This window comes from Streptomyces malaysiense (assembly GCF_000980885.2).
GTDB classification, from domain to species: domain Bacteria; phylum Actinomycetota; class Actinomycetes; order Streptomycetales; family Streptomycetaceae; genus Streptomyces; species Streptomyces malaysiense.
This window is the reverse complement of sequence record NZ_LBDA02000116.1, coordinates 11,780-24,633: the sequence shown is the minus strand read 5'-3', so window position 1 is coordinate 24,633 and position 12,854 is coordinate 11,780. Positions and strand designations below refer to the sequence as shown.

The following is a 12,854-nucleotide window of genomic DNA, read 5'->3' as shown; positions in this document are numbered from 1 at the left end:
CGACGCTGTACAGCGTTCCATGAATACTTCATTGACGTAATACATCGAGGCCGATGTATGGTCGCTCGGTGATCAAGGCCGACAGGGAGGGCGCTGTGCAGCAGGCCGTGTTCGATGACGAGGGAAGCCGCATCCGCTGGACCGAGGTCTCGGGGGCGGAGCCCGCCCGGGTCTACCTCCACGGTCTGGGGTCGATGTCCGCGCCCTATCACGCGCATATCGCGGCCCGCCCCGAACTCGCGGGCAGACGAAGCCTGTTCATGGACCTGCCCGGCCACGGTCTCAGCGACCGGCCCCGGCGCTTCGGGTACACACTGGAGGAGCACGCCGACGCGGTCGCGGCCGCGCTGGACGCGGCCGGGGCCGACGGCGCCGAACTGATCGCGCACAGCATGGGCGGCGCCGTCGCCATCGTGCTCGCGCACCGGCGGCCCGAACTCGTCTCCCGGCTCGTGCTCTGTGAGGCCAATCTGGACGCGTTCCCACCTCGGACAGCGGGCAGCAGCGCGATCGCCGCCTACGAGGAGGACGAGTTCGTGGGGGAGGCGTACGCGAGCGTCCTGGCCGCCGCCGGTCCGCTGTGGGCGGCCACCATGCGGCTCGCGGACCCGCGCGCCCTGCATCGCAGCGCCGTCGGCCTGCGGCGCGGCTCCGACCCGGTCATGCGCACGATCCTGGAACGCCTGGACATCGACCGGGTCTACCTCCAGGGGGAGGAGAGCGGTGGGCTCGACGGCCTGGAACGACTGGAAGCGGCCGGCGTACGGGTGCTGACGGTGCCCGGCGCCGGGCACAACGTCATGTTCGACAACCCCGGTGCCTTCGCCGCCGCGGTCGCCGCAAACATCTGATCCCTCAGCTCTCGCGTACGGCGAGGGCGAGGAATCGGGCGTCCTCGTCGACGTAGGACGTCATGCGCCACCCCGAACGGGACAGCAGAGCAAGGAGGTTGGGCTCCGCCCGCAGGTCCTCCGGTGTGATCTGCCGGCCCTGCCGCGCCGCCAGGGCCGCGCGGCCGATGGGATGGAACAGGGCGAGCCGCCCGCCGGGCCGTACCACCCGTGCGAACTCCCGCAGGTTCTCCACCGGGCGTGGCAGATGGGCGATCAGTCCTGCCGCGAACACCGCGTCCAGGCACTCCGAGCGCAGTGGCAGGGCGGCCACGTCCGCGAGCAGCAGCGCTCCCTCCCGGTCCCGCCCCGCCGCTACGGCGGCCGCGAGCATGGCCGGGGTCAGATCGGCGCCGAGCACCATGCCGGTGGGGCCCACGGCGGCCCGCAACGGGGCCAGCGCGCGCCCCGTTCCGCAGCCCGCGTCGAGCACACGGCCGCCCGCCCGCAGCCCGAGGTCAGCCACGGCGGTCGCGTACGCCGGCCCGTCGTCGGGAAACTTGCTGTCCCACTCGGCGGCCCGTGCGGTGAAGAACTCCTGGACATGTGCGTGGTCGTCGCTCATGACCCGCATGATGCCCTGATTTTCGCGGCCCTGTGCTTTGCGTGTCCGGGTGCGGCGACGGGCGCACCGCGGCTGCCGGTCCGCCCGGGGCACCGCTCCGGCCGTCAGGTCCCGGATCGCCACCACCTCCCCGACGTTGACGTGCGCCAGCAGCTCACCGGGAACGCCGTTGCGGGCGCCGAACTCCTCGGCCCGGTCCTCTCTCCTGCACCGGACGGCGACCCGCGCGGCCCGGTGGCGCAGTTCCGCCGGGTCCTCGGGCAGCCGGGCGCGGCCGCTGAGCAACACGAGATGGAGCGGCGGCCGGTCGTCGTCCATGGTCAGGGCGACACGCCCGTCACGGGTCAGATTGCGCCCTTTCACGGTGTTCTGGCCGGGGAGAAGGGTCGATTCGTCCGTCCAGCAGGAGCCGGATCAGGGTCACATGCGGGCTCCCATCGGCGCGAACGGTGGTCAGTTTGCCGGCGAGAGTGCCTTTTGGGGCGAATGCCCGCCATTCCTCGTCGGTCATCTTCTGTGCCGTGCGCCCGTCCTGCTTGCCCGTACGCCGCACGTGGGGAAGGCTTGCGGAGGGTTCCTCCGGCCAGGGAGGAGAGATCGCAGGGGGAGACGTAAATGGCGCAGAACCAGGGACTCGGCTGGCTCCTGGACGACCTGACGGAACGCGTGGACGACGTACGGCACGCACTGATCCTGTCCAACGACGGCCTAGTCACGGGCGCGAGCACCGGCCTGCGTCGCGAGGACGCCGAACACCTCGCCGCCGTGGCCTCCGGACTGCACAGCCTGGCGAAGGGCTCGGGGCGTCACTTCGGTGCCGGGGCGGTGCGCCAGACGATGATCGAGTACGACGACGCCGTGCTGTTCGTGACCGCGGCCGGTGCCGGCAGCTGTCTGTGCGTGCTCAGCGGGGCCGAGGCCGATATGGGGCAGATAGCGTACGAGATGACCCTGCTCGTCAACCGGGTCGGTGAGCACCTCGGCGTGGATGCCCGGAAACCCGAGCGGGCGCCGGACATAGGCCTCTGACCTGCGCGTTCTCGAAGCCTCACGGAGTTGTCCACAGGTCTGCCGCGTGATGCGCCGATCCGGCTACGGTGTGTGCACGGCGATCGCACCGGGCGTGAGCCACTGACTCCACGGGGGAGTGCGGCCATGTCGGCACACATCTTCGAACCAGTCCGCTCCGACCTCTGCGCGCCGAGCCGAGCCGCTCGCGAACTGGGGATGCTGCGAGGCGAGTTCGATCTCGCCGTCCAGCTCGGCCATGTGCGGACCGTCCCTGATGAGGGCGGGGGAGGGGCCCGGCTGGTGGAGCGTGCGGAGATCGACCGGCTCCGGGCGCAGGACGGGTTCCCGGACGCGTTCAAGGACCGGGTGCGCGTCGTGGGTACCGCCGAAGGTGCCGAGTTGATGGACATCTCCGCCGGCCGCTTCACCCGGCTCGCCCGGCTGGGCCTGTTCGTGCCCGCGAAGGTCTACGTCAACCGGTACGGCGCCGTGGTCTGGCTCTATCTCACCGAGGAACTGCAGCACTTCGCGGCCGTCCCCGAGAACACGCGCCTGCTCAAGGGCCGCACACCCGAGACACTGCGCGGCCAGCTCGCGGAGGGGGTGGACCTACGCGCCCGCAACTGGCGCATGCGGCAACTGGGATCCCTGCTGCGCCAGGCCGAGGACCCGTGGGCCCGAGCCGGTGCCCTCGCCGCCCTGCTCCCGCCCGTCGAGGTCGCCGACGTCGTCGAGGATCCGTACGAGCGCGCCTGGATGAACCGATTGCGGCCCGCGCTGTCCGGCCGGACTCTGGCCGGAACCTCGTTCGCCCATGTCGCCGAGCGGATCGCGACCGCGCAGGACGCGGACGAGATCGAGTGGCTGCGCAGCGACCTCGCGCACTCGGTCGAGGAGGCGCGGGCCCTGTCACCGGCGCCGCGCCCGACCGTCCGCCGTACCGGTCCGCCGGCGCGTCGGACGGCAGGCCCGATCCCGCCCCTGGCGCGCACGGTCACGGCACCGGTGGAACCGATGCCTGCACCGGCGCCGGCGGAGCCGTCGGATACCTCGGGCGAGTCGACGGCGCTCACCGCCGGGCCGGCACCGGTGGAGCCGCTGGTGCGCTCCGTCGAGCCGCGCCGGATCTCCGGCGGACGCGCACCCGAGCGGCGACACGTGCCGCGTAGGCAGCCCGTTCCGGCCCCCGTACCCCGGTTCCCCGGAGCCGGGCACGAGCCGTCACGCTCCACACGGCGTCTGCGCACCTGGCTGCGACGGGGCGCGCCTCGGCCCGCAGAGGTCTGAGCAGCCTGGATCACGCCCGGTCGACGCGGTCCGCTAAAGGGACCTGAACAGTCCCTCCTGTACGACCGAGACGAGCAGTCGCCCCTCGATGTCGTAGATCCGCCCGCGGGCAAGCCCTCGCCCGCCGGTGGCGATCGGTGACTCCTGGTCGTACAGGAACCACTCGTCGGCGCGGAACGGACGGTGGAACCACATGGCGTGGTCCAGCGAGGCCATGTCGAAGCTCCGGCGGCCCCAAAGGGGTTCGATGGGAATGCGCACCGCGTCCAGCAGCGTCATGTCGCTGGCGTAGGTCAGTGCACAGGTGTGGACCAGCGGGTCGTCGCCCAGCGGGCCGACCGCGCGCATCCACACCGCGCTGCGCGGCTCGGCTCCCTTGACCTCCTCGTCGTTCCAGCGAAGGGGGTCGGCGTACCGGAGGTCGAAGGGCTGGCGGCGCACCATCCGCTCCAACTGGTCCGGCAGCGCGCCCAGATGCTTGCGTATCTCCTCGGCCACCGTCGGCAGCGACTCGGGGTGCGGCAGCTCACGGGCCGGCGGCAGCTGGTGTTCGAACGGTCCTTCCTCGGGCTTGTGAAAGGAGGCGGTCAGATTGAAGATCGTGCGGCCCTGCTGCACCGCGGTGACCCGGCGTGTGGTGAACGAGCGCCCGTCGCGGATCCGCTCCACCTGGTACACGATCGGCACACCCGGACGACCAGGGCGCAGGAAGTACGCGTGCAGCGAGTGCACCGGGCGGTCGCCGTCCGTGGTGCGGCCGGCGGCGACCAGGGCCTGGCCCGCCACCTGGCCGCCGAAGACCCGCTGGAGGGACTCCTGCGGGCTTCGGCCACGGAAGATGTTGACCTCGATACGCTCCAGATCGAGCAGATCGACCAGTCTTTCGGCCGGGTTCGTCGTCATGGGCGGGGTTCTCCTGTGGTCACAGCTGGCCGACGTCGGTGACGCGGATGACCGCACGGCCCTCGGCGTCCGAGGCCGCGAGGTCGACCTCGGCGCTGATACCCCAGTCGTGGTCGTCGTTCGGGTCGTCGAAGATCTGCCGGACCCGCCACAGGCCGTTCTGCGGCTCCTCCTGGATGACCAGCAGCTTGGGGCCGCGGGCGTCGGGGCCGGTGCCGAGATCCTCGTACTCGTCCCAGTACTTGTCCATCGCCTCGCCCCACGCGTCGGCGTCCCAGCCGGACTCGGCGTCCATCCCGCCCAGTTCCTCGACCTCGTCCAGCGCGGCCAGCTCCACTCGGCGGAACAGCGCGTTGCGGACCAGCACCCGGAAGGCGCGCGCGTTGGTGGTGACGGGCTTTACCTCGTCGGCCTTCTCCTGGGCCTGCTCGGCGGTCATCTCCTCGGGGTTCGCCAGTTGCTCCCACTCGTCCAGCAGGCTGGAGTCCACCTGGCGCACCATCTCGCCCAGCCACTCGATCAGGTCCTGGAGGTCCTCGGACTTCAGATCGTCCGGGATGGTGTGGTCGAGTGTCTTGTAGGCGCTGGCGAGGTAGCGCAGCACGATTCCCTCGGTGCGGGCCAGCTCGTAGAAGGACACCAACTCGGTGAAGGAAAGCGCCCGTTCGTACATGTCGCGGACGACCGACTTCGGCGACAGCGGATGGTCGCCGACCCAGGGGTGGCTCTTGCGGTAGGTGTTGTAGGCGTGGAAGAGCAGCTCTTCCAGCGGCTTCGGGTAGGTGACGTCCTGGAGGCGCTCCATGCGCTCCTCGTACTCGACGCCGTCGGCCTTCATCGCGGCCACCGCCTCGCCGCGCGCCTTGTTCTGCTGGGCGACGAGGATCTGCCGCGGGTCGTCCAGGGTGGACTCGACCACGGAGACCATGTCGAGAGCGTAGGACGGCGACTCGGGGTCGAGGAGTTCGAACGAGGCGAGCGCGAAGGTGGACAGCGGCTGGTTGAGCGCGAAGTCCTGCTGGAGGTCGACCGTGAGCCGGACGATGCGACCCTCGGCGTCGGGCTTGTCGAGCTTCTCCACGATGCCGCCGTCGAGCAGCGAACGGTAGATCGCGATCGCCCGGCGGATGTGCCGCAGCTGCTGCTTGCGCGGCTCGTGGTTGTCCTCCAAGAGGTGGCGCATCGCCTTGAAGGCGTTGCCCGGCCGGGCGATCACCGACAGCAGCATGGTGTGCGTCACCCGGAAACGGGACGTCAGCGGCTCGGGCTCCGAGTCGATCAGTTTCTGGAAGGTGTTCTCCGTCCAGGCGACGAAGCCCTCCGGCGCCTTCTTGCGCACCACCTTGCGCCGCTTCTTCGGGTCGTCGCCGGCCTTCGCCAGCGCCTTCTCGTTCTCGATGACATGCTCGGGTGCCTGGGCGACGACGAGGCCCGCCGTGTCGAAGCCGGCCCGGCCGGCCCGGCCCGCGATCTGGTGGAACTCCCGTGCCCGAAGGGTTCGCACCCGGCTGCCGTCGTATTTGGTCAGCGCGGTGAACAGCACGGTGCGGATCGGCACGTTGACGCCGACGCCGAGCGTGTCCGTGCCGCAGATGACCTTCAGCAGACCGGCCTGGGCGAGCTTCTCCACCAGCCGCCGGTACTTGGGCAGCATGCCGGCGTGGTGCACACCGATGCCGTGCCGGACGTACCGGGAGAGGTTGCGGCCGAACTTGGTGGTGAAGCGGAAGTTGCCGATCAGCTCGGCGATCTGGTCCTTCTCCTCGCGCGAGCACATGTTGATGCTCATCAGCGCCTGTGCCCGCTCCACGGCCTGCGCCTGCGTGAAGTGGACGATGTACACCGGAGCCTGCTTGCTCTCCAGCAGTTCGGTGAGCGTCTCGGTGAGCGGGGTCAGTTTGTACTCGTACGAGAGCGGCACCGGGCGGGTCGCCGAGCGGACCACAGCGGTCGGCCGGCCGGTGCGGCGGGCGAGGTCCTTCTCGAAGAACGACACATCGCCCAAAGTGGCCGACATCAGGATGAACTGTGCCTGGGGCAGTTCCAGCAGTGGAATCTGCCAGGCCCAGCCACGGTCGCCCTCCGCGTAGAAGTGGAACTCGTCCATGACGACCTGGCCCACGTCCGCGTCTTTGCCGTCACGCAACGCGATCGAGGCCAGCACCTCGGCGGTGCAGCAGATCACGGGAGCGTCGGCGTTCACGGACGCGTCGCCGGTGAGCATGCCGACGTTCTCGGTGCCGAACAGCTTGCACAGCTCGAAGAACTTCTCCGACACCAGCGCCTTGATCGGCGCCGTGTAGAAGGTGACCTCGTCCCGGGCCAGCGCCGCGAAGTGCGCGCCCGCGGCGATCATGCTCTTGCCGGAGCCGGTGGGGGTGGAGACGATCACGTTCGCCCCGGACACCGCTTCGATCAGCGCCTCTTCCTGGTGGGGGTAGAGGGTGAGGCCGCGCTCCTGGGCCCACGACTCGAAGGCTTCGTACAGGGCGTCGGGGTCGGCGGTCGGCGGCAGCTGATCGATGAGGGTCACCCTCCCATCTTGCCTGTCCTTCTCCCCGATCGGACAATCGGCTGGGGCCGGGAAGATCATGGCAGCTACGCTGTGTCGCCGACGGGGCGTCAGCGCACCGTGTCAACTGGACAGCGGTATATGAGGAATGGGGCGGAAAGCGGCCATGATGGGACCAGCACACTCACTGTCGGGGGCCGCGGCCTGGCTCGGTGTCGGGGCGGCCGCCGCCGCGGCCGGGCACCCGATGCCCTGGCCGGTCCTGCTGGTCGGCGCCCTGATCTGCGCGGGCGCCGCGCTCGCACCGGACCTCGACCACAAGGCAGCTACCATCTCACGCGCCTTCGGGCCGATCTCGCACTGGCTCTGCGAGATCGTGGACAAGCTGTCCTACGCCGTCTACAAGGCGACCAGGAAGAAGGGCGACCCGCGCCGCTCCGGTGGCCACCGCACGCTGACGCACACCTGGGTGTGGGCGGTCCTGATAGGCGCCGGCGCCTCGGCGGCGGCGATCACCGGGGGCCGCTGGGCGGTGCTGGCGATCCTGTTCGTGCACATGGTGCTGGCGATCGAGGGACTGCTGTGGCGGGCGGCCCGCGGCTCCAGCAGCGACATACTGGTCTGGCTGCTGGCGGCGGCCTCCGCGTGGATCCTGGCGGGTGTGCTCGACAAGCCGGGCAACGGCTCGGACTGGCTGTTCACCGAGCCCGGTCAGGCGTACATGTGGCTGGGGCTGCCGATCGTGCTGGGCGCGCTGGTGCACGACATCGGGGACGCGCTGACGGTCTCGGGCTGCCCGATCCTGTGGCCGATCCCGCTCGGGCGCCGGCGCTGGTACCCGGTGGGACCGCCGAAGGCGATCCGGTTCCGGGCGGGCAGCTGGGTCGAGCTGAAGGTGCTGATGCCGGTGTTCATGGTGCTCGGCGGCGTGGGCTGCGCGGCAGCCCTCAACGTGATCTGAGGCCGCAGGCCGGATCAGGTGGCGTCGCCCGCGCCCGCGCCCGCCTCGCCGTAGCGGCGCTCGAAGCGGGCGATGCGGCCCTCGGTGTCGACCTGGCGGGCCTTGCCGGTGTAGAAGGGGTGGCTCTCCGAGGAGATCTCCACGTCGATCACCGGGTAGGACTCGCCGTCGTCCCAGTCGATCCTCTGCTCGCTCCGCGCGGTGGACCGGGTCAGGAACGCGTAGCCGGCGGCGCGGTCCCGGAAGACCACGGCGTGGTACTCGGGGTGCTTGTCCTGCTGCATGGCGGCTCCTTGTGCGGGGTGGCCGGGCCGGGCGCGGACGGGGCCGCCGTGGCCCGGAGGTCAACCCGAGAGGGAGTCCTCGTCCACGATGTGCATCGCGGCCTCCTCGGCGGAGGCCGCGGCGCCGTCGATGCCGACGTCGCTGGCCACGAGGGCGGCCTCCTCGTCCTCGTGCGCTCCCTCGTCGGGTGCCACCAGGCGGCCGGAGCGCAGATCGCCGACCTCGTTGTCGAGGAGTTCCCCGTCGGTGCCCGCGCAATCGCCGATGCCGTCGCCGTCGGGAGCCTCCCGGTCGGGTATCTCCTCGGCGAGGCGCTGGTCGAGGGTCTCGCCCGCCTTGCGCTCCGCCGCGGTCACGCCGTCGTGTTCCACCGCCCAGGGGCGCTCCGGAGGAGACCAGCCGCGGTCGAGGGGGTCGTCGACACCGTCGAAGTCCAGAGTGTCCTCGACGTCGAGCACCCCCGAGTCCTCCCGGCCCTCGGAGGGATCGGGATCGGGCTGGTAGACGTCGTCCCCCCAGCTGTCGGCGCTGTCCACGACTACCTCCAGGTGGTGAGGACGGCCGGTTGCCGCCCAAGTGGGCGGCGGGCCGTCGGCACACGCGGCACGGATGTCGCACGGCGCGGACCGGGAGGTTCCCGGGCGAAACCCGAGCCGGTGCCGTTCCCCAGCCTTCCACTGCTGCTCACCACCGCGCAACGGCACGGGCCCCGGGCAACCCACGAGGGGACCGCCGGGGCCGGGCACTCAGCCGTGCCAGGACCGCCACAGGGCGGCGTAGGCGCCGCCCGCCGTGACCAGGTCGTCATGACTGCCCAGCTCGCTGATCCGCCCGGCCTCCACCACGGCGATCACATCGGCGTCGTGGGCGGTGTGCAGCCGGTGGGCGATGGCGACGACCGTGCGGCCGTCCAGGACCCGGGCCAGGGACCGCTCCAGATGACGGGCCGCGCGCGGGTCCAGGAGCGACGTCGCCTCGTCCAGGACCAGTGTGTGCGGATCGGCCAGCACCAGCCGGGCCAGCGCGATCTGCTGGGCCTGCGCCGGGGTCAGCGTCAGCCCGCCGGACCCGACCTCGGTGTCCAGGCCCTCGTCCAGCGCCCGAGCCCAGCCGTCGGCGTCCACGGCGCCCAGGGCCGCCCACAGCTCCGCGTCGTCGGCGCCCTCGCGGGCCAGCAGGAGGTTGTCCCGCAGGGAGCCGACGAAGACGTGATGTTCCTGGTTGACCAGGGCGACGTGCGAGCGGACACGTTCGGCCGGCATCCGGGCCAGCTCGGCCCCACCGAGGGTGATCCGGCCGTCCCGGGGCGCGTAGATCCCGGCGAGCAGCCGTCCCAGGGTGGATTTGCCCGCGCCCGAGGGGCCGACCAGGGCGAGCCGGCTGCCCGGCGCGACCCTGAGGGAAACCTCGCGCAGCACGTCGACGCCCTCCCGGTAGCCGAAGCGCACCCGGTCGGCGTGCACGTCCCGTCCCTCGGGCGCCACCGACGCGTCCCCGGCGCCCGGCTCGATCTCCCGGACCCCGACGAGGCGGGCGAGCGACACCTGGGCCACCTGCACCTCGTCGTACCAGCGCAGGATCAGGTTGACCGGGTCGACGAGCATCTGGGCCACGAGCGCGCCGGTGATCAGCCGCCCCACCCCCAGCCAGCCGTGCAGGACGAGCGTTCCGCCCACCATCAGGACCGAGCCGAGGACGATGACATGGGTGGCGTTGATGACAGGGAACAGCACGGACCGCAGCCAGAGCGTGTACCTCTCCCACGCGGTCCAGGACTTGATCCGCTGCTCGGACAGGGCGACGCGGCGTGCGCCCAGACGGTGCGCCTCGACGGTGTGACCCGCGTCCACGGTCTCGGCGAGCGCGGCGGCGACGGCCGCGTACCCGGCGGCCTCCGAGCGGTAGCCGGCGGGTGCCCGCTTGAAGTACCAGCGGCACCCGGCCACCAGCACCGGCACGGCGAGCAGCACGGCGGCCGCGAGCGGCGGGGCCGTCACCACCAGCCCGCCGAGCAGCAGCAGGGCCCATACGACACCGATCGCGAGCTGCGGTACGGCCTCGCGCATGGCGTTGGCCAGCCGGTCGATGTCGGTGGTGATGCGGGAGAGCAGGTCGCCGGTGCCCGCGCGCTCCAGCACGCCCGGGGGCAGGCCGACCGAGCGGACGAGGAAGTCCTCGCGCAGGTCGGCGAGCATCCGTTCGCCGAGCATCGCACCGCGCAGCCGCACCTGCCGGACGAACACCGCCTGTACGGCGAGCGCCAGCAGGAACAGGCCGGTGGTGAGGCCGAGACGCAGCTCCCGTTCGCCGTCCGACAGGCGCTGGACCAGGTCGCCGAGCAGGTAGGGACCGGTCATCGAGGCGATCACGGCCACCGTGTTCACGGTGATCAGCAGCAGGAAGGCCCGGCGATGCCGGCGGAACAGCTCGGCGACGTAGGCGCGAACGGTCGCGGCCGTGCCGACGGGCAGGGTGGCGGCGGTCGTCGGGGCCGCCGGGTCGTGGGCCGGTGGTGCGACGCCGATCATGCGCTCTCCTCGATCTCTGCAAGCTCCCCGAGGGCGTCCAGCAGGGCGTCCTCGTCGTCGGCGGCCGGTTGGTCGTCCGTCTCCCTTGTCACCACGGCCCGGTACCGGGGATCGCTCTCGAACAGCTCCCGGTGCGTCCCGGTCGCCACGACCTCGTCCTCGTGGACCAGGACCACCCGGTCGGCGCGCTCCAGGAGCAGCGGTGAGGAGGTGAACACCACCGTCGTGCGCCCCGAGCGCAGTCGGCGCAGTCCCTCGGCGATGCGTGCCTCGGTGTGCGAGTCGACCGCGGAGGTCGGCTCGTCCAGGACCAGCACTTCCGGGTCGGTGACCAGGGACCGGGCCAGGGCGAGCCGTTGGCGCTGGCCGCCGGACAGGGACCGCCCGCGCTCGGTGATGCGGGCGTCCATCGGGTCGGCGGCGACCAGGGAGCCCTGCACCAGGGCGTCCAGAACGTCCTCGCACCGCGCGGCCGCGAGCGCGTCCGCGGCCGTGACGGCGCCGGACGCGGGCACGTCGAGCAGCTCGCGCAGGGTGCCGGAGAGCAGCACCGGGTCCTTGTCCTGGACGAGGACGGCGGTCCGGGCGAGGTCCAGGGGGAGGCCGTCCAGGGGCGTCCCGCCGAGCAGCACAGGGCGGCCCGGTTCGGTGGGGTGGCCGCCGAGCCGTTCCGCGAGCCGGCCTGCCGTGTCCGGATCGCCGCACACCACCGCGGTGAGCCGGCCGGCCGGGGCGCTCAGTCCGGTGGCGGGGTCGTACAGATCGCCGCGGGGCACCTCCGCCCGGTCACCGCCCGCCGCTCCGCGAGCGGCTCCCCCCGCCACCGCCGACCTTTCCAACGACAGCACCCGTGCGGCTCGCTTGGCCGACGGGCGGGAGAAGGAGTAGGACATCGCGATCTCTTCGAAGTGCTGCAAGGGATAGCTGAGGACCATCACCGAGCTGTAGACGGTGACCAGTTCACCGACGGCGATGCGGCCCTCGCGGACCAGATGCACGCCGTACCAGACGACCGCGATCAGCAGCAGACCCGGTAGCAGCACCTGCACGGCAGAGATCAGCGACCACATACGGGCGCTGCGCACGGCCGCGTGCCGCACCTCCTGGGAGGCGTGGCGGTAGCGGTCGAGGAAGAGTTCCTCGCCGCCGATCCCGCGCAGCACCCGCAGTCCGGCGACGGTGTCCGAGGCCAGCTCGGTGGCGCGACCCGCCTTTTCGCGCTGTACGTCCGCGCGGCGGGTGGCGCGCGGCAGCAGCGGTAGCACGGCGACCGCCACGACGGGGAGTCCGGCGGCGACCACCGTGCCGAGCGCGGGCTGGTAGACGAGGAGGCCGGCACAGACGACGACCACCGTCACCGCGGCGGCGGTGAAGCGGGACACCGCCTCCACGAACCAGCCGATCTTCTCCACGTCTCCGGTGGACACGGCGACCACCTCGCCGGCCGCCACCCGCCGGGTGAGCACCGAGCCGAGTTCGGCCGCTTTGCGGGCGAGGAGCTGCTGGACGCGGGCGGCTGCGGTGATCCAGTTGGTGACGGCGGCCCGGTGCAGGAAGGTGTCGCCCACCGCGATGGCCGTGCCGCACAACAGCATCAGAGCGCCCGTCAGGGCCAGCCGGGTGCCGGACCGGTCCACGACGGCCTGTACGGCGAAGCCGACGCAGAAGGGCAGCGCGGAGACGGCGACGAAATGGAGCAGTCCCCAGGCCAACGCCTTGAGCTGGCCGCCCAGCTGGTTGCGCCAGAGCCACCACAGGAATCGGGGCCCCGAGCGTGCGTCGGGCACGCCGGGGTCGGGATAGGGAAGGTCGTGAATCTGCATGACGTCCAGATGGCTCGTGACAGCGTGTCAGACGACGGCGGCAGCCGGGGGTGGCGGCGGCCCGGGACAAGCCGTGAAAGGGTCGCTTC

General features: G+C 71.6%; 11 protein-coding genes and 1 pseudogene. 4 read left to right on the top strand and 8 right to left on the bottom strand.

What is annotated here, in order from left to right; translation table 11 throughout:
- Nucleotides 1-95 precede the first annotated feature (95 nt).
- Nucleotides 96-851, top strand: a complete 756-nt coding sequence (locus tag VT52_RS33310) for an alpha/beta fold hydrolase (RefSeq protein ID WP_046417481.1) — start codon at nt 96-98, stop codon at nt 849-851.
- A 4-nt stretch (nt 852-855) separates the two neighbouring features.
- Here the strand turns inward: VT52_RS33310 and VT52_RS33305 are convergent, their stop codons facing one another.
- Entirely contained in the window at nt 856-1,455 is a 600-nt protein-coding gene (locus tag VT52_RS33305; protein WP_046417482.1) for a class I SAM-dependent methyltransferase, read from the bottom strand.
- 105 nt (nt 1,456-1,560) lie between these two features.
- Nucleotides 1,561-1,966 (bottom strand): annotated as a pseudogene (locus tag VT52_RS38305) (TIGR03618 family F420-dependent PPOX class oxidoreductase); the annotation flags it as partial.
- A 104-nt stretch (nt 1,967-2,070) separates the two neighbouring features.
- On the opposite strand from VT52_RS38305, the gene VT52_RS33300 reads away from it, so the two are divergent.
- Both VT52_RS33300 and VT52_RS39230 read left to right on the top strand, forming a co-directional pair.
- The gene (locus tag VT52_RS33300; protein WP_046417446.1) at nt 2,071-2,484 is read left to right on the top strand and encodes a roadblock/LC7 domain-containing protein; all 414 of its coding nucleotides are present in this window, start codon (nt 2,071-2,073) and stop codon (nt 2,482-2,484) included.
- Between the two features lie 126 nt (nt 2,485-2,610).
- The gene (locus tag VT52_RS39230; protein ID WP_420856324.1) at nt 2,611-3,753 is read left to right on the top strand and encodes a DUF6397 family protein; all 1,143 of its coding nucleotides are present in this window, start codon (nt 2,611-2,613) and stop codon (nt 3,751-3,753) included.
- Between the two features lie 33 nt (nt 3,754-3,786).
- Here VT52_RS39230 and VT52_RS33290 read toward each other — a convergent pair whose 3' ends face one another.
- Nucleotides 3,787-4,656 (bottom strand): acyl-CoA thioesterase, encoded by an 870-nt coding sequence (locus VT52_RS33290; protein WP_046417447.1) that lies wholly within the window; start codon nt 4,654-4,656, stop codon nt 3,787-3,789.
- Nucleotides 4,657-4,675: 19 nt separating this feature from the next.
- Nucleotides 4,676-7,189, bottom strand: coding sequence for a DEAD/DEAH box helicase (locus tag VT52_RS33285; RefSeq protein ID WP_046417448.1), 2,514 nt, complete (start codon nt 7,187-7,189; stop codon nt 4,676-4,678).
- A gap of 145 nt (nt 7,190-7,334) precedes the next feature.
- Here VT52_RS33285 and VT52_RS33280 point away from each other — a divergent pair, with 145 nt between their 5' ends.
- Nucleotides 7,335-8,129 carry a metal-dependent hydrolase gene (locus tag VT52_RS33280; RefSeq protein ID WP_046417450.1) on the top strand — a complete coding sequence of 265 codons (795 nt, stop codon included), beginning with the start codon at nt 7,335-7,337 and terminating at the stop codon, nt 8,127-8,129.
- 14 nt (nt 8,130-8,143) lie between these two features.
- On the opposite strand, the gene VT52_RS33275 is transcribed toward VT52_RS33280, so the two are convergent.
- The 4 genes from VT52_RS33275 to VT52_RS33260 all read right to left on the bottom strand — a co-directional run bounded on the left by VT52_RS33275 (nt 8,144) and on the right by VT52_RS33260 (nt 12,765).
- A complete protein-coding gene (locus VT52_RS33275) occupies nt 8,144-8,413 on the bottom strand; it encodes a type B 50S ribosomal protein L31 (protein ID WP_046417451.1) in 270 nt (89 codons plus the stop codon).
- Nucleotides 8,414-8,473: 60 nt separating this feature from the next.
- Complete coding sequence (locus VT52_RS33270; RefSeq protein ID WP_046417452.1) at nt 8,474-8,950, bottom strand: DUF5709 domain-containing protein; 477 nt, start codon at nt 8,948-8,950, stop codon at nt 8,474-8,476.
- Between the two features lie 210 nt (nt 8,951-9,160).
- Nucleotides 9,161-10,942 carry an ABC transporter ATP-binding protein gene (locus tag VT52_RS33265; RefSeq protein WP_046417454.1) on the bottom strand — a complete coding sequence of 594 codons (1,782 nt, stop codon included), beginning with the start codon at nt 10,940-10,942 and terminating at the stop codon, nt 9,161-9,163.
- Nucleotides 10,939-12,765 (bottom strand): ABC transporter transmembrane domain-containing protein, encoded by a 1,827-nt coding sequence (locus VT52_RS33260; protein ID WP_046417455.1) that lies wholly within the window; start codon nt 12,763-12,765, stop codon nt 10,939-10,941. The genes VT52_RS33265 and VT52_RS33260 overlap by 4 nt, the downstream gene beginning before the upstream one ends.
- Nucleotides 12,766-12,854: the final 89 nt, after the last annotated feature.